The organism is Asticcacaulis tiandongensis (assembly GCF_006475605.1).
Lineage (GTDB): Bacteria > Pseudomonadota > Alphaproteobacteria > Caulobacterales > Caulobacteraceae > Asticcacaulis > Asticcacaulis tiandongensis.
On record NZ_SSBC01000010.1, the window covers coordinates 1,249,026 to 1,265,061 of the forward strand.

16 protein-coding genes and 1 tRNA gene are annotated in these 16,036 nt (G+C 57.5%); 8 read left to right on the forward strand and 9 right to left on the reverse strand.

The window, feature by feature from the left end; translation table 11 throughout:
- Positions 1-4 precede the first annotated feature (4 nt).
- The gene (nagA, locus tag E5201_RS10135) at positions 5-1,129 is read left to right on the forward strand and encodes an N-acetylglucosamine-6-phosphate deacetylase (RefSeq protein WP_140985901.1); all 1,125 of its coding nucleotides are present in this window, start codon (positions 5-7) and stop codon (positions 1,127-1,129) included.
- On the opposite strand, the gene E5201_RS10140 is transcribed toward nagA, so the two are convergent.
- Together E5201_RS10140 and E5201_RS10145 are read right to left on the reverse strand one after the other, a co-directional pair.
- Entirely contained in the window at positions 1,124-1,960 is an 837-nt protein-coding gene (locus E5201_RS10140) for a protein phosphatase 2C domain-containing protein (RefSeq protein ID WP_140985902.1), read from the reverse strand. The genes nagA and E5201_RS10140 overlap by 6 nt on opposite strands.
- Positions 1,960-2,355: an acyl-CoA thioesterase gene (locus E5201_RS10145; RefSeq protein WP_140985903.1), complete on the reverse strand. Its 396-nt coding sequence runs from the start codon at positions 2,353-2,355 to the stop codon at positions 1,960-1,962. Before E5201_RS10145 ends, E5201_RS10140 begins: the two co-directional genes overlap by 1 nt.
- A 124-nt stretch (positions 2,356-2,479) precedes the next feature.
- Here E5201_RS10145 and E5201_RS10150 point away from each other — a divergent pair, with 124 nt between their 5' ends.
- Both E5201_RS10150 and E5201_RS10155 read left to right on the forward strand, forming a co-directional pair.
- Positions 2,480-2,902, forward strand: coding sequence for an RrF2 family transcriptional regulator (locus tag E5201_RS10150; RefSeq protein WP_140985904.1), 423 nt, complete (start codon positions 2,480-2,482; stop codon positions 2,900-2,902).
- Entirely contained in the window at positions 2,903-3,526 is a 624-nt protein-coding gene (locus E5201_RS10155; protein ID WP_181404592.1) for a pseudouridine synthase, read from the forward strand.
- A 139-nt stretch (positions 3,527-3,665) separates the two neighbouring features.
- Here E5201_RS10155 and E5201_RS10160 read toward each other — a convergent pair whose 3' ends face one another.
- The 6 genes from E5201_RS10160 to E5201_RS10185 all read right to left on the reverse strand — a co-directional run bounded on the left by E5201_RS10160 (position 3,666) and on the right by E5201_RS10185 (position 9,945).
- Positions 3,666-5,294 (reverse strand): peptide chain release factor 3, encoded by a 1,629-nt coding sequence (locus E5201_RS10160; RefSeq protein ID WP_140985905.1) that lies wholly within the window; start codon positions 5,292-5,294, stop codon positions 3,666-3,668.
- Positions 5,295-5,332: 38 nt separating this feature from the next.
- Positions 5,333-5,989, reverse strand: coding sequence for a PAQR family membrane homeostasis protein TrhA (gene trhA, locus E5201_RS10165; protein ID WP_140985906.1), 657 nt, complete (start codon positions 5,987-5,989; stop codon positions 5,333-5,335).
- A 60-nt stretch (positions 5,990-6,049) separates the two neighbouring features.
- Complete coding sequence (locus E5201_RS10170) at positions 6,050-6,853, reverse strand: MipA/OmpV family protein (protein WP_140985907.1); 804 nt, start codon at positions 6,851-6,853, stop codon at positions 6,050-6,052.
- Positions 6,854-6,949: 96 nt separating this feature from the next.
- Entirely contained in the window at positions 6,950-8,971 is a 2,022-nt protein-coding gene (locus E5201_RS10175; protein WP_140985908.1) for a glycoside hydrolase family 97 protein, read from the reverse strand.
- A 173-nt stretch (positions 8,972-9,144) separates the two neighbouring features.
- On the reverse strand, positions 9,145-9,504 hold the full coding sequence (locus E5201_RS10180; RefSeq protein WP_246050563.1) for a hypothetical protein: 360 nt from the start codon (positions 9,502-9,504) through the stop codon (positions 9,145-9,147).
- A 99-nt stretch (positions 9,505-9,603) separates the two neighbouring features.
- Complete coding sequence (locus E5201_RS10185) at positions 9,604-9,945, reverse strand: DUF1491 family protein (protein WP_140985910.1); 342 nt, start codon at positions 9,943-9,945, stop codon at positions 9,604-9,606.
- Positions 9,946-10,048: 103 nt separating this feature from the next.
- On the opposite strand from E5201_RS10185, the gene E5201_RS10190 reads away from it, so the two are divergent.
- The 5 genes from E5201_RS10190 (at position 10,049) to E5201_RS14805 (ending at position 14,604) form a co-directional block, all read left to right on the forward strand.
- Positions 10,049-11,011, forward strand: coding sequence for a hypothetical protein (locus tag E5201_RS10190; RefSeq protein WP_140985911.1), 963 nt, complete (start codon positions 10,049-10,051; stop codon positions 11,009-11,011).
- A gap of 121 nt (positions 11,012-11,132) precedes the next feature.
- Positions 11,133-11,207 (forward strand) — tRNA-Gly (locus E5201_RS10195).
- 215 nt (positions 11,208-11,422) lie between these two features.
- Positions 11,423-13,162, forward strand: a complete 1,740-nt coding sequence (locus tag E5201_RS10200; RefSeq protein WP_140985912.1) for a PAS domain-containing protein — start codon at positions 11,423-11,425, stop codon at positions 13,160-13,162.
- A gap of 83 nt (positions 13,163-13,245) precedes the next feature.
- A complete protein-coding gene (locus tag E5201_RS10205; protein ID WP_140985913.1) occupies positions 13,246-13,629 on the forward strand; it encodes a hypothetical protein in 384 nt (127 codons plus the stop codon).
- 189 nt (positions 13,630-13,818) lie between these two features.
- Positions 13,819-14,604, forward strand: coding sequence for a response regulator (locus tag E5201_RS14805; RefSeq protein WP_181404593.1), 786 nt, complete (start codon positions 13,819-13,821; stop codon positions 14,602-14,604).
- Between the two features lie 9 nt (positions 14,605-14,613).
- Here E5201_RS14805 and murD read toward each other — a convergent pair whose 3' ends face one another.
- Positions 14,614-16,026, reverse strand: coding sequence for a UDP-N-acetylmuramoyl-L-alanine--D-glutamate ligase (gene murD / locus E5201_RS10215; RefSeq protein WP_140985914.1), 1,413 nt, complete (start codon positions 16,024-16,026; stop codon positions 14,614-14,616).
- Positions 16,027-16,036 lie beyond the last annotated feature (10 nt).

A 16,036-nucleotide genomic window follows, 5' to 3' on the forward strand; every position in this document is an offset into this window, starting at 1 on the left:
CAATATGACTGTCGCATTTTTCAATGGCCACATCGCAACGAAAGACGGCCTGATCTCAGGCGGGCTGGCGCTCGAAAAAGACCGCATCGCTGAAATCGCCCCAATAAACGGCGGCGATTTTGATCTTGACGGCGGCTATCTGCTGCCCGGTTTCATTGACACACAGGTCAATGGCGGCGGCGGCGTCCTCTTCAACGATGATACCTCCGCTGACGCCATAGCGGCTATCGGTGCGGCCCATCGCCCCTACGGCACCACAGGGTTTCTCCCGACTCTGATTTCCGATGAGCTTGAGGTCATAGACGCCGCCATGCGCGCCACCGAAGACGCCATTGCTCAGGGCGTACCCGGTGTTTTAGGCATCCATATCGAAGGGCCATTTATCTCGGAACAACGCAAGGGGATTCATGACCCCGACAAATTCCGCCGCCTGACCGAAGACAGCGTAAAACTGCTGTCCTCACTGAAACGCGGTAAGACCCTTGTGACCCTTGCACCGGAACATGCCGAACCTGAATTTATCCGCACGTTAAAGGCCGCAGGCGTGGTGATTGCCGCAGGCCATACGGACGCCACCTATGCGCAGGCCCGCACCGGCATCGAGGCCGGCATTACCGGTGTCACCCACCTGTTCAACGCCATGTCCCCCCTGAGCCATCGCGCCCCCGGTGTAGTGGGTGCGGCGCTGGAGGATCAGTCGATCTATTGCGGCATCATTGTCGATGGCCACCACGTCGATGCCACCGCCTTACGCATTGCGCTGCGCACCAAGCCTTATGACCGCTTCATGCTTGTGACCGATGCCATGCCGACGGTTGGTTCTGACACCAAACAATTTAACCTGATGGGCAAACATATTGTGGCGGCAAACGGCGTCTGCGTCGGCCCTGACGGCACACTGGCCGGTTCCGATCTCGATATGGCCGCCGCCGTGCGCAACACCGTCAACACACTGGGCGTAAGCCTTGCCGATGCCTCGGTCATGGCCAGCTACGCACCGGCGCAATTCATGGGCTTAGGCCCTGACCACGGCCAGCTTAAGATCGGCGCACGGGCGGATCTGGTGTGGCTCGACAAGGCGCTTCAGGTACGCGGCGTGTGGATTAACGGTGAGGGCGGGCCTCTATAGCCCTACCTCTATCAGCACCCATGAGGCGTCATCATGCAACTTGACCCGCGGGAACTGTTCGCCCCATTCGTCATGACGCTCAATGGCCCTGAGGCGGGTAATCAGGGCCTCACCTTTTCCGGCCATCAGGGCATGGACGACCTTGGCGAAACTTTTCGGCTCATAGCGCTCCCAGAGGTCATAAAACCCGTCCGTCGCCAGCAGAATATGCGACACATCCTCTGTTGGAATACGCACGACCTCAAGCCCCGTCAGGCAGACCGGATCAAGGCTTAAGACCCAGTAGCCTCCGTCACGGTTCATCTTCTCGCGATTGGCGCGAATAATGTGCTCCACATGCGCCCGCGAGGCCTTGAGGTCCATAGCCCCATGCACCGCCTGCACCTTAACCAGTTCATCCGCCAGAGCCGCATCCAGCGCCTCAAGCGGCCCGCCGCCTATGACCTGAACCTCACCGCTTTTCAGCACCACATAGGCCTTCACGTCCGCTAACGAGGCAATTTCTATGTCTGCCCCCACCTCACGCACCATGCTCAGGCCCGTTGACGGCATGGCATAAAGCACCTCCGGCAAAGGCCCCGTCGCGATATATTGCGCCCGCATCGTGTCAATAGCGCCCTTCAGCACCTCAACCGTGTCGCCGTCTGCCGTGCTGAAATAATCGGAAAACGCCCTGACCAGCCATTGGGCATCGCTGGAATTTTCAAAGCGTGACGGCGCAAGACCTGTGGCCCCGTCCAGAAGCCAGACACGATCCCTTACCGCCCCATAAAGGTCTTCGTTATAGGGACTGCCCTGATCACTGCCGCTTGATATGATCTTCAAGGTCATCAGGCCACCCACGCATCAAAATAGTCACCGCGCGTCAGCCTGCCGTCGATCTTGCAGATGATATCCACCCGCGCCTTAAGGCATACTGCGCCATCGCCCTGCCGGATAATCTGCTGATCAAACACCGCCCTGGTCTTTTCACGCCGCACGGTTGAGCACACTTCGAACAACTCTCCTCCGCTCAGAGGCCGCAGATAGTCGATCTCCATATGCGACACCATAAGAAAAATATGGCGGGCCACAAGGTCGGAGAACCGCTCACCGACCGCCTCAAGATATTCGTGCCGCGCATGTTCAAGATAGACGAGATAGGTGGCATTATTCACCACGCCCTGTGCATCACATTCAGAATCGCGGACCTTAAAGGCTGTGGTGTGTTGAGTGATTTTTGTCATCTGCAAACGATAGCCGCAAAGTCCGCGAACATAAAGCCCGACTACACTTATTGAGATTTAAACAAAATCGGATTAGGTATAGTTACACACAGCGCCTTACAGGCAGACTATCACAGGCAGGATCATGTTATCTCAGCGCGCCCGTTATACCATACGGGCAATGCAGGAATTGGCCAAGCTCCCTCAGGGAGAGACCATGCAGGCGACCGAACTGGCGACGCGCACCCAATCGCCCCTGCATTTTCTCGAAGGCATCCTGCTGCAACTGCGCCGCGAAGGCCTGCTGGTCTCAAAGCGCGGCCGTTCCGGCGGTTATGGTCTGGCCAAACCGGCCGATCTGATCTCGATTGCCGACCTGATCCGTATCGTCGATGGGCCGCTGGCGCTTTCGACCTGCGCCAGCCGCACGGCCTATGCCGAATGTGAAGATTGCCCGACCCCTGAGGACTGTCAGTTGCGCGCCATTCTGGTGGCGGCGCGCGATGCCGTAGCCAAGGTGCTCGAAGGCTCCACACTGGCCAACCCCAACCCTAATCCGAACGCCTGAGTGACATTGCAACCGCTTTATCACGATGCCCATCTGCTGGTTTTTGATAAACCCGCAGGACTTCTCAGTGTTCCCGGACGCCTGCCGGAAAACAAGGACAGTCTGGCCTTGCGCGCTCAGGCGGAATTTCCCGATGCCCTGATCGTACATCGTCTGGATATGGCTACCTCCGGCCTTCTGGTGATGGCCCGCGGAGCCGAAGCCCACCGCGCCCTGTCTATCGCCTTTGCTGAGCGTCGCGTCGATAAATCCTATGTCGCTATCGTCGCCGGTCAGGTGCCTGCCGATACGGGCGAAGTCAATCTGCCGCTGATCTGTGACTGGCCCAACCGCCCGCGTCAGATGGTCGATCATGACATCGGCAAGCCATCCCTGACCCGCTATCGCGTCCTGTCCCGCGAAACCAACCGCACACGGGTTCAGCTAGAGCCAGTCACAGGGCGCTCGCATCAGTTGCGCGTGCATATGATGGCCATGGGTCACCCGATTATCGGCGATGAATTCTATGCCCCCGAAGACACAAGACGCCTTAGCCCACGCCTGCTGCTCCATGCGGAACGCCTAAGCCTGCCCCATCCGGCCAGCGCCGAAATCCTAACCTTTCATGCGCCCGCCGCTTTCTGAGATGTGCCCCTTCTCCTTCCTGCTATGCGGGGAGGAGATTTAAAAAAACAATGGAAGAGACCGCACACCTCGGGTCAAACGGGTGCAGGGACTTGGTTTTGCGCTACCGCTGCGCTGCTTGAGCGCCGCCCTGCCCCTGCTAGCCGCGCTCTTTAGTTCTCAGGAACTGCACATCGGGAAAACGTTCCGCCACATAGTTGATTTCCCAGGCCGATTTCCCCAGAAACACAGGGTCATCATCGATATCTGAGCCCATGGCACTGCGGTACTTACCGGCGAAGTCTTCGATCTTGGCGGGCGTGCCCTTAAGCCAACGCGCTTCGGCAAACGGGGCCGGTTCAAACACGCACTCAAGACCATATTCGTTCGACAGACGATCGGCCATGACCTCGATCTGAAGCTGTCCCACGGCACCCACAATAAAATCGGCCCCGATAGACGGACGGAACAACTGGGTTACGCCTTCCTCGGCCAGAGACTCCAGCGCCTTCTTCAGGTGCTTGGCCTTAAGCGGATCCTTGACGCGCACCCGTTGCAGGATTTCCGGCGCAAAGTTCGGCAAACCGGCAAAGCGCACCAGTCCGCTTTCGGACAGGCTGTCACCCACCCGCAAAACGCCGTGGTTCGGAATGCCGATGACATCACCTGCATAGGCTTCTTCGGCCAGTTCACGATCGGACGCGAAGAACATGATCGGCGCATTGACCGATAATTGCTTGCCGGTGTTCTGCACCTTAAGCTTCATACCGCGTTTGAAACCGCCTGAGGCCATGCGGAACATGGCAATACGGTCGCGGTGGTTCGGGTCCATATTGGCCTGAACCTTAAAGACAAAGCCTGTGACTTCGTCCTGACGCGGGTCAACCTCGATATCCTGAGGCTCCGGCGCATTACGGGTTTCGGGCGGCGACTCTTTACGCGCCTTCATGACCTTCGGGGCCGGTGCCCATTCGCCAATGGCGCGCAGCAGGTCTTCGATACCGAAGTGACGCAGGGCCGATCCCCACAGAACCGGCGTCATATGCCCCTCAAGGAAGGACTGACGGTCGAATACGGGATAACCGGCTTCCACCAGTTCCAGCGCCTCAACCGTTTCGGCAAACTCGTTGCCGCTGAAATAGGACGAGGCCTCCGACAAAGGCAAGGGAGCCGGATGATCCGGATCAACGTCCGCGCCTGCGGCTTTCCGCGCATAGGGCTGGAAACGGCCTGTGCCGACCTCAACGACACCGCGCAGGTGATTACCGCTGCCTGCCGGCCACCAGATCGGGGCCGGATCAAGCTGAAGCCGTGAGGCGATTTCATCCAGAAGCGCCATAGGGTCCTGCGCTTCACGATCAAGCTTATTGATAAAGGTAATGATCGGGATATCGCGCAAACGACAGACCTCAAACAGCTTGAGCGTCTGCGGCTCGATCCCCTTGGCGGCATCAAGCACCATGATGGCGCAATCCGCCGCCGTCAGGGTACGGTAGGTGTCTTCCGAGAAGTCTTCGTGGCCCGGCGTATCCAGAAGATTGAACATCTTGTCGTCATGCTCAAAGGTCATGACCGACGCTGTCACCGAAATGCCGCGCTCTTTTTCGATCTTCATCCAGTCAGAGCGCGCCCGACGGTTTTCGCCGCGCGCCCGAACGGCCCCAGCCGCACGGATCGCCCCACCGGCCAGCAATATATGCTCGGTCAGGGTCGTCTTACCGGCATCGGGGTGGGCGATAATGGCAAAGGTGCGACGGCGGGGGGCTTCGATAGCGGGGGACTGGCTCATGCCTGCGCGATACGCAATGGCGCGTTAAAAGTAAAGGCTCAACTATGGCCCGCCAGCACCACGCCGACCAGAACCGCCGAATAATGCAGAGCGGCACCGGCAATGACATGGCCATGCCAGATAGCGCGGCGGAACTTAAGACGCTTCATCATATAAAAGAGGGTGCCGACCGAATAGATCACCCCGCCGATAACCAGCAATATCGTCGCCGCCAGCGGCACTTCGCGCACCATAGGGACAATGGCAATAACAATCAGCCAGCCAAGTATCAGATAAAGCGCGACCCAGAACCCCTTGCCGATACCGGGCAGAAAAAGCTTGCCCAGCATGCCTATGGCCGCCAGTGACCAGACGGCGACGCTCATGCCTATGGCCCAGCCGCCGCTTAAGACCTGCGTGGTGAAGGGCGTATAGCTGGCGGCGATCATCAGAAAAATGCCCGCATGATCCAGACGCCGTAAAAACGGCTGCCAGTTAGGGCGCGCAAAATTATAGGTCGTCGAAAAGGCCAGCATGGCGATAATGCCCAGCACATAGACCGTCACTGCCGCCACCATACCCATCAGGCCGTGACTGACCGCCAGCCCCAACGCCACACCACCGCCAAACAGGGCAAACACCAGACCCACGCCATGCACGATCAGATCGGCATGACGCGCCCAGGGTGTCGGATAATGCGGCATTTGGGAGGACATATCCACAGAATGCTTGACGTAAACGTAAACGTCAAATCAATTTTCGGAGACATCGCCCGGTTACTGACTATGGAAACGGCGCACGACGACGATACCGCCACGATAAGCCATTTCCCCGTGCTTGCGCCGTTCAATCAGAGGGCTGTCGGCGACATCGCCAAGGGCCCGTTCGGCATTCACAAAAGTGCCGACACCATATTTGTCACCAATCGGCGTCATCATCATAAGCACAAGACCCGTGCTCTGAAGGCCGCCCCCCAGTTCATATCGCTCAAGACCTGTCGCCGCCGCTTCGCGGGCGTCAACGCCGTAAAAGGCTTGGTTGGTGTTTTTATCGCCACCGCGCACATAGACCATGCTTTGCAACAGCCCGACACGCGTTATGTCCTGACGCGCCACCGACACGAAAACATCCATGCCCCGGCTCTCGTCGCTGATGTCGCTGGCGATACGCCCGCCGATCACTGTATGGTCACCAATCCGTTTATAGGCATAGGTCGCCAGATCAACCCCGCGACCGGGCAGATCAAGCCCCTCAAGATCAGACTGACCGGAATAGCGCGGCCGCAACTGAAAACCGGCATTGAAATCATCGCGTTTGAACGTATTGATGCCCAAACCGTCCAGACCATTGGCATAGACCCGCCCTTTCCAGTTGGCGCTAGCCCAAGGCGTGAAGCGTGTCTTGTTGGGGTCTTTACCTGCCGGACTGAAGCCATGCACCATGCCGCCGCCAATATCCACTGTCCAGTCACGTGGCTGTTCCACTGCTTTGAACGGCTGCGCCTGCGCCAGAACCAGAGTTGGCGACACAAGACTAATGACAGACGTCAGGACGATACCCGACAGGGCAATTTTCAACATGGCAAGCCTCACGAATCGGAGTGAACGTTCATTCACTTTTTGCGTGTTTAGCGCCTTGCCGCTGAATTGCCAAGCCGAACCCGATATAAACCGACGTTATCCCACCGAATGCGGCGTAAACCGGATGACCTGCCCGCCCCCCGCCGCCAGTTTCAGCGTCAGCCGGTCACCCGTTCTGACCCGCTTCGTTTCCTGCACATAGTTATGACGCGTCTCCCCGATATAGTGCGTGTCGTCAGCATCGCGGTAAATCTGCGCCTCGTAGAACCTGCCGTCCTCAAGGAAATCGAGCACCACCTCAAGCGTGCGGGCCTCCTCATCGGTCGCCGCCCCGATATACCAGTCGTCGCTATGCCGGTCCTTGCGCGCAATGGTGACAAAATCCCCGATCTCGCCGTTCAGCACGCGGGTCTCGGCCCAATCGGCAGGCACATCGGCGATGAATCTTAACGGCTCAGGATACCGCGCCAAATTCTCCATCGTATCGGCGGCCATCTGTATCGGCGAATAGAGCACGACATAAAGCGCCAGTTGCCGCGCCAGCGTCGATTGCAGCGGCTGGCCATTGCCCTCAAGGCTCAATATACCCGGTGTATAGTCCATCGGCCCCGACAACAGGCGGGTAAAGACCAGATTGATCTCATGTTCCGGTGGGTTAGGCGGATTGCCCCAGCCGTTATATTCCATACCCCGCGCCCCTTCCCGCGCGACCCAGTTCGGATAGGTGCGCCGAAGCCCCGTGTCCTTGATAGGTTCATGAGCATTAATGGAGATTTTGCGCTTTGCCGCCTCGGCGACCACCTTCAGGTGATGTCGCGCCATGATCTGGCTGTCGTGCCAGGCATAGACAATGTTACCCTTGTCATCGCGCGCCCGCACCCCGCCGACATCAGCGACATAACCCGTCTTGACCGAATCGACCCCCAGCCGCGCATAGAGATCGAGCGCCGCCTCAAGCTGCGATTCATAAAGCGCGATATTGCCCGCTGTCTCGTGGTGGCCGACAATCCGCACGCCTTTTTCACGCGCATAGGCCGCCACCGCCTCAAGATCAAAATCGGGATAGGCCTTACAGAAATCAAAATCAAACCCGCGTGCGAACCAGTCCGAATCCCATCCGAGATTCCAGCCTTCAATCAGCACACCCCTGAAGCCATGCTCGGCGGCAAAATCGATATAGGCCTTCGTCCGTTCCGTCGTCGCGCCGTGCTTATCACCCGCCCCCCACGTCGCCAATCCGATGTGCATGTCCCACCAGATGCCGATATATTTGTGCGGCACGACCCATGACACGTCCCCAAGGACATTCGGCTCATTGAGGTTAAGGATCAGGTCATTTTCCACCAGCCCGCCTGCCGTTTCCGCAATCTGCAACGTCCGCCAGGGTGTAGTGAACGGGGCCTGACGTGAGACCTTAGGCCCCGTGCTTGCGGGCGACAGACTGGCCTTGAACTTTTGGCCACCCACGTGACGCAGCCACATGGCCGAATAATCCACCAGCGCCGCTTCATGAAAGGCCATATACAGACCCGACTGCGTGCGGATCGTCATCGGCGTATGGGCCTGCCCGACCTCTGACAGCGGCGTTTTCTGATAAAGATATTCGTAGCGGCTCCATTCGCCCGCCGGTATCCACCAGGCGGTGGCCGGTTCAGCCATATCAAATTCCGTCAGTTCCTCGGCGATATTAACCGTCTCAAGGCCCCCCTGCTCAGGGAACTCATAGCGAAAGCCCAGACCCTTATCATAGATACGGAAGGTCACATTCAAAGACCGGCCTTCGCGGGCGCTTTCCTTAAGCCTGACATGTAATTGCGTATAGTGATTACGCGAAAAGCGCCGCTCACCCCACGGCTGCTCCCATGTCTCATCAAAGCGTGTGGTTTCCGCCGCCACAAGCGCGAAATTGCGCTCAAGCTGATGCTGATCGGCCAGAATGAACCCCAGCCGCGACGGCTTTATTACTGCCTCACCTTTGCGGGAGACGGCATAATGCGCCCGCCCGTCGCCATCCAGAAGCACCTGAACACTTATGGTGTTGTCCGGCGATGCGGCTTCGGCAATGACGGTCAGACCGTAGGACGGCGGCACCCAGCCGATAGAAGTCGTCAGGCTCATGATCAATCCTGTTATGAACGCCAACAAAACCTAGAGCGCATTCCGAAAAGTGCGAAGCGGTTTTCAGATAAAAAGCAAAATAGCTTTGTGACGGCCCCCGCCATGCCCAGACATGAAAAAAGCCTCCCCTGATCATCAGGGAAGGCTCTTCATCATAAAAATGTCTTTTGCTCTTACGCCGCGCGGCGTTGCCAGACGGCGTGATCCACCTTCTGCGCATCCAACTGACCTTGTTGCTGTTGCTGGTACATCATACCCATGGCCATTTCATTCAGCGACTTGAAACTGGCATCGACTTCATCCGGCTTACCATTGGTGCCCAGATTGAAAAACTGGGCCGCATTGATGCGCGGCATTTTCAGGTACAGCAGATAGCACAGACGGCGCGCCCGCTCAGGGTCCTTGCGGTGCGCCTGCGGATCAGCAGCGAACATTTCCTTACCCAGACGCGCGATATAGTCGATGGACAGGGCTTCGAAACGCTGACCATCAAGCGGCTGGCCCATACGCGAAGGTTCAAGTTCCAAAACCATATCATTGAGCAAAAAATACACGCCGCATCACCCTAAACTGACTATTCTGATGCTGACATCCTCACACAAAGGCTTTGACATCCCGTTTAGGAACAGGGTTTACAAATCCTGAACATCGCCCTCCACTGGTTCGGTCAGAAAGTGCCGGCCTTCGGCGTCTTCGATTTCAATGACCCACAGATCGGGATCGAAGCGTTTTTCCTTCTCTATATAGGCATCCATATCTGCAACCGCTTCTGAGCGCAGCGGACTGATCCAGCGCTCACCTGTACCGGTATTCACCAGACGCAGCAACCGGTGCCGTCCCTCGCGCAAATGCAGCAGCCTGATAATAACCGTTCCTGCCTTCGGATCACCGCGCCGCGTCACATAGCTGAACCCGCCCCCCTGCTCGGTACGCTTCAGCAAGGCCGCCACCCAGAAGTCGGTGGGAATATCCATGGTAAATCCTGTTTTAACCCTGTTTGCCAACGGGGGATTAAGGCTACCCGTTTATAAAGAGGTTAAGCGACCGCACCAAGTAAATCCTCTGAAAAGCATATCTGTGACCCCAGTTTCCTCTGCGCCCCCTGCATCCAAGCGCTTCAGCCTTAAGGCGGCGTTGCTGGCCCTTGCCTGTGTGGCCACTTCCGGGGCCGCGCTGGCCGACACCTTAAGCAAACTCACACAACGCCAGTTCATCCATACGGCCAACAAAACCTGCCACTGGCTAAGTGCGCCCGAGGCTCTGGCTCTGGGCGGCGGCCTGATCCAGATGCGCAATGCGGCCCTGATCAGCGGCCACAGCCCTCAGTCGGTCTATGGTATCATCCATCAGGCACATAGCGCCGCCGCACGTGCCGATTGCCGCAACCCGGCCCTGCTGGCTGAGGTTGATACCGTCAAAGGGGCCTACAGAAGCTTTGTCACGCAAAACCGCCTGACCTTTACCGGGCCAAAAGCCCAGTGGCTGACCGATCGCACCGAATCCGAAACGCGTAAATGGCGGCTGGTACAGTATCAGAAAACCGGCGATATCCATATGGCTCTGGGGCTTCACGGCTTCACTGATCGCCACGCCCTGACGGCCATGGTTCAGTTTCCTGACGACAGACGCCCTTACAGCGCCCGCCTCATGGTGCGCGATCCGAAATACCGGCCTTCCGGTGTAATCGACACCGCGCCTTTCGGCCTGAGCACCACCATGCCGCTCAACATCACCCGCTATGACCACAGCTTCACGGCCCAGAGCCGTCACCTGACAAGCATGGTTCTTGAAGACGCCCCTAAGGTTAATATGGCGGGCTTCAACGTGATGGGCGAATATAAGGGCCGCGCGCAGGCCCGTCCGACCATTCGGTTTGATTTCCCGATAGACGCCACAACCGCTATCGCCCGCCTTGATCCGCGCGAAGATATTATTGTGGTGTTTGAATTTGCCGATGGCCCGCAATATGCCCGTTTTGAAGCCGGTGATTTCGTGCCGGGCCTGGTCTTTGCCACCCTGCCGTCTCCCTATGGCAAATAGGCCGCGTATTTTTTTAAAAGTTTTTCACAGCTTTGCCGAAAAAGGCGCTTGCAATGATCCGGCCCTTTTGTCTATAAGGCGCTCCTCAGGCGGCGGCGACGCCCACTGAAAACTGATTTAAGCGGGCGTAGCTCAGCGGTAGAGCGCAACCTTGCCAAGGTTGATGTCGAGAGTTCGATCCTCTTCGCCCGCTCCAATCACTCTTTCGGGTGATTGCTCAAAAGGCCAGTCCTTCGGGACCGGCCTTTTTGCATTTTAATTCCTGTTGCCTTGTTATTCCCCCACCTATGCCGCTTGATGACGGCTTTACGGGTATGGATTTTGCTGTGAAACAACTCACGGGCTAATTGTGTCGCGTTTTATGGCAAGTCACCATTTAGTGTGGCAACTGTTTAGGGGGTTCTGTCTGATATGCTGCTGCAAACCGAAGGCGATCTGATTGTATTGCTTGCGCTTGCCGCTGCTATTTTGCTGGGGCTGGCCCTTATGGCGGGCATTGTCGCGGTCAAGCGCACGCTTCAGGTGCGCGAATTCCAGAGCCTTTTGTTCAAGGCTGAACGCAAGATCGACAATCTGGAACGGCGCATGTTCAATGTGCTTAACGCCATACCGGTGGCGCTGATGGAAACCGATGCGACGGGCAAGTTCACCTTTGCCAACCGCACCGCTCACCAGTTGCTGGGCCGTAAGGATAACGAACTGATCGGCCTGAGGTTTCACTCGGCGACCTGGGGCATCACCTACCCCGATGGCCGCATCATCCCGCCCGATCTGCTGCCCGTGGCCCGTACCCTGCGCGGCCAGACGGTTAAGGGCTTTGAACATATGATCGTCAATCATAATACGCGCTCAAAGGTGCGCGTATCGGTAACCTCCATGCCGATCGTCAACACTATGGGCGAGGTCATAGGTTCGACCACTGCCCTTGTGGAGCTTGAGACCACCTATGGCGAAGGCATTGGCGACCTGAGCGGCATCTGGCGCGGCCATTGGTTTACCTCTGCCCCCGCCGCCTTTTTTGGTCTGGATCAAAATGGCACAATCGTCGATCTCAATGCCGCCGCTTGCGACCTGTTCGGACTGACACGCGAAACCGCTTTGGGGCGCAGTTGGGGAGAATTCTGCATTGCCGCAGACGACCTGCCGAAGGCGCTCGACTATCTGACCGGCCTGACGCCTGATAGCGCCGGTATTGACGACAACCGACGCCACACAACCCTAAGCCTCAAGGCGCCCGACAACCAGACGCGCACCGGCATAGTCAGCGGCTGGCGCGTACATACTCAGGACGGCGCAGAACAGGGCATCACCGTCATGGCCCTGCCCTTGCCGTCATTCCAGATCGCACACACGTCCGCCGTTTCACCCGAAGACGCCCTCGCGCTGGCTGACCTGAGGCAGGCTGAAACCGCGCGCGCTGCCCTTGGGGTCGGCGTCTGGTACTATGACCGCGAGTCTGAGGCCATCATCGAAGACGAAGGCATGCGCCGCCTTATCGGACGCACCGAAGCCGGTGGCCCGACCCTGATCTCTGATACCGATCAGGCGCTGGCGGATACGGCCTTTAGTCAACTGATGTCCGGAGAGGCTGACGACCTTGATCTTGAACTTGAGGTAAACCACCCCGAACAGGGCTTACGGAAAATTGCCCTCAAGGGTCAGGCGCATGGCCCCGAGGATTTGCGTCAACTCTTTGGCGTCGCCATTGATATTACTGACCACGTCGAGGCGGCAAAAGACTCCGCCCCTCAGCCGCCCCCAAAAACGCTCTCAGAAACAGCCAATGAAAACCAGCGCTATACCGAAGGCATGGAATATCTGAGCCTTAAAACCCGCCTCGGTGCGTTGGAACACGAAGTCCATACCCTCAAACTGGCCAAGGCCGATCTTGAGGCCCGCGAAAGGCGACTGGATCAGGCCCTGAACGAAACCAGCCGCTATGAAGCCGCCGGACGGCTTTCGGGCCAGATGGCCCATGACTTCAGCGAGATGCTCAAGGTTATGAATGCCGCTCTGGAAATGATCGGCAAACAAAGCCCCAACAGTGATCTTAAACGCCTGTCTGATGCCGCACTGGCCGCAGGACGTCGGGGTGAACGCCTGACCCGTCAGTTACAGGGACTGATTCCTCCTGCTGATCCGTCTGTCTGAATACGGGCCTAATTCCCGTATTGCCCCCCTCCCTGAACAAGGCTAACTTCTCCCTAAGGGATAAATAGGGGGGGGGAATTCAAATGATCTCAGTATGGTTTTTGCGGCTGGCCGTCGTGTTCGGCCTTGTTGGCATGTTGATGGGCGTCATCATGGGCATGAAGCATGACTTCACCCTGTCGCCTGTACATGCGCATATTAATCTTCTCGGCTGGGTCGGTATGTTTCTGTCAGGCCTGTTCTATGGCGCCCGCCCAGAGGCCGAGACCAGACTGGCTCTGATACATCTGCTCAGCCTGACCTTAGGGCTTTTACTGCTCGCTCCCGGCATAGCTGGCTCGGTGCTCGGGATTGCCGCACTGGCACCCCTTGCGGCTGTCGGATCAGTGGTGACATTCGCCTCGATGGTACTATTCAGCTATATCGTTTTCCGCCATACGCCCGCCCCTGCGGCGAAACGCCCCTAGGCCACATCTCACCTTAAGAGCTATAATCGTTATCGGGACGCACATACCGCTTCCGACCGGTAAAGTGCGCCCGCATATAGGCTTCACAACTTATTGTTAACAAAAATCAACCATTCGGCTTTTTGCACTTGCGCAGAAACAAATTGTAATATTTCGTATAGAAATAATTTGTAACAAGGCGTGAATTTCATGACCCAAAACGTTCTGGTGTTGGAAGACAGCAAAACACAGGCGCGTATCGTCGAAACCCTGCTGATAAAGGCGGGCACCACTGTCCACATTGCCAATGATCGTCTTGAAGCTCTGCAAAAACTAAAGGCCCATACGTTCCAGCTCATTGTGCTCGACGTATTTATCGGTCAGGACGATAGTCTGGATCACCTCGAAGCCTTCAGGGCCCTTGCTCCCAACACCCCTATTGCGGTGATGACGGCGGGCCAACGCGATCGCCCGCTGGCCGCCAGTCAGGCCCTGAACCGGGCCAGACGCTCAGATGTCGATTTCCTGCTGCCCAAGCCCTTTGATCTGGATGACATTCGCCAGATATGTGACGAGGCCGGGCGCATTCAGCGACGCAAAGGCCCTGTAAAGCGTATTCTGGTCATCGACGATGATGCCCATTCGCGGATCATTTACCGCAATTTCCTTGAGGACGAGGGTTTCTATGTGGCCGAAAGCCCCTCGGTCGAGGACGCCTTGCTGCGGCTGGAAATGACCCGAATTGATGCCGTGCTGACCGATATTGTCATGGGCGGCATCGGAGGCCTGACGGGCATTAAGATCATCAACGCGACCTGGCCCGCCATCCCGATCATTGCCATGACCGCCTATCTGAAAAACAGTGACGTCCTGCAGGACGCCATGCTCAAAGGCGCGAAACTGTCGATCAGGAAACCCTTCAACCAGCTTCAGCTATTGCAGGTCGTCAACCGGGCCATGGCTAAAGATAACGATGATAATACCGTCCTGATTTAGGGACGCTCCTCAGGATGCCGTTTCGATAATCGATTTCCCGATTTCGGAAACGGCACTCTTAAAGGCGTCCCCACGGGCTTCAAAATCGGTAAACTGGTCCTGAGAGGCACAGGCGGGAGACAAGAGCACAATCTCTTCCTTTCCGCTTTTCTCCGCCGCCGCATAGGCCTGCGCCACAGCGGTAAACAACAGTCGCGATTGCGTACACGGAGCCGCATTGCCAATGGTTTTCTCAAACAGCTCCGCCGCCTCACCGATCAGGAAGGCTTCTTTCACGCGCGGGAACAGATCCCCCAGATCTTCAATGCCGCCCACCTTGGCCCGCCCGCCGGCGATCCAGTAAAAACGGTCAAAGCTTGACATGGCCTGCCGTGCCGCATCCGAATTGGTCGCCTTGGAATCGTTGATAAAGCGCACCTTGCCTATGCGCCCGATCTCCTGCATGCGGTGGTCAAGCCCAGGAAAGCTGCGCAGTCCCGCAACAATGGCCTCCGTGCTCAAGCCCAGCGCCTTACAGGCACTATAGGCGGCACAGGCGTTTTGCCAGTTGTGCCGCCCCGTCAGGGTACGCACGGATTTCAAATCGATAATCTGATAGGCCCGCTCAGACGTCGCGTCATAGATCACGCCATTCAGCGCATAGACCCCGCGCCCCAACGTGCGACGCGCCGATACCGGCACCAGCTTCACCGGATGATGCGCGGTCATTTCCGTCACCAGAGCCTGCGACCATGCGTCATCCGTACCGATCACAGCCGTCTGGGCCTCTGTCTGATTGGTAAACAGGCGCTTCTTGGCGGTAATATAGCCATCCATGCCGCCATGCCGATCAAGGTGATCTGGCGAAAAGTTCAGCAGGACGGATACATCCGGCCGGAATGAATGGGTCAGATCCAATTGATAGCTTGAAGTCTCAATGACGTAGATCGCACCGGCGTGCATCTCCGTCAGATCAAGCACCCCAACGCCGATATTACCGCCGACATGCACATCCTTACCGGCACTTTTCAGAATATGCCCAATAAGCGCCGTCGTCGTCGATTTGCCGTTGGTCCCCGTAATGGCCACGGTTCGCGGGCGCTTTTTTTCCGGCAGCGCATTCAGCGTTTGTGCAAAAAGTTCGATGTCCCCCAATACCGGCACGCCCGCCGCCTTTGCCGCCACCACCGTCCAGTGCGGTTCCGGATGGGTCAGCGGCACCCCCGGCGACAGCATCAGGGCGTCAATATCGCCCCAGTCGGCCACTTTCAGGTTTTCAATAGTGAAGCCTTCCTTGGCAGCGGCCAGCATCGATTGCGGCTTGTCGTCCCACAGTAGCGGCTCCGCCCCGCCAGCCTTCAGCGCACGCGCCGCCGAAAGCCCAGAACGGCCCAGACCAAAAATGGCCACACGCTTGCCTTCAAAGCCTTTAACGGGGATCACAGCTCAGTTC

Excerpts from the sequence above, each read along its gene's own strand:
- E5201_RS10170 (WP_140985907.1), bottom strand. The coding sequence starts at position 6,853 with ATGTTGAAAATTGCCCTGTCGGGTATCGTCCTGACGTCTGTCATTAGT.
- E5201_RS10160 (WP_140985905.1), bottom strand. The coding sequence starts at position 5,294 with ATGAGCCAGTCCCCCGCTATCGAAGCCCCCCGCCGTCGCACCTTTGCC.
- E5201_RS10145 (WP_140985903.1), bottom strand. The coding sequence starts at position 2,355 with ATGACAAAAATCACTCAACACACCACAGCCTTTAAGGTCCGCGATTCT.
- nagA (WP_140985901.1), top strand. The coding sequence starts at position 5 with ATGACTGTCGCATTTTTCAATGGCCACATCGCAACGAAAGACGGCCTG.
- E5201_RS10150 (WP_140985904.1), top strand. The coding sequence starts at position 2,480 with ATGTTATCTCAGCGCGCCCGTTATACCATACGGGCAATGCAGGAATTG.
- E5201_RS10185 (WP_140985910.1), bottom strand. The coding sequence starts at position 9,945 with ATGGATATTCCCACCGACTTCTGGGTGGCGGCCTTGCTGAAGCGTACC.
- E5201_RS10205 (WP_140985913.1), top strand. The coding sequence starts at position 13,246 with ATGATCTCAGTATGGTTTTTGCGGCTGGCCGTCGTGTTCGGCCTTGTT.
- E5201_RS14805 (WP_181404593.1), top strand. The coding sequence starts at position 13,819 with ATGACCCAAAACGTTCTGGTGTTGGAAGACAGCAAAACACAGGCGCGT.
- E5201_RS10140 (WP_140985902.1), bottom strand. The coding sequence starts at position 1,960 with ATGACCTTGAAGATCATATCAAGCGGCAGTGATCAGGGCAGTCCCTAT.
- E5201_RS10180 (WP_246050563.1), bottom strand. The coding sequence starts at position 9,504 with ATGGTTTTGGAACTTGAACCTTCGCGTATGGGCCAGCCGCTTGATGGT.
- E5201_RS10200 (WP_140985912.1), top strand. The coding sequence starts at position 11,423 with ATGCTGCTGCAAACCGAAGGCGATCTGATTGTATTGCTTGCGCTTGCC.
- E5201_RS10175 (WP_140985908.1), bottom strand. The coding sequence starts at position 8,971 with ATGAGCCTGACGACTTCTATCGGCTGGGTGCCGCCGTCCTACGGTCTG.
- trhA (WP_140985906.1), bottom strand. The coding sequence starts at position 5,989 with ATGTCCTCCCAAATGCCGCATTATCCGACACCCTGGGCGCGTCATGCC.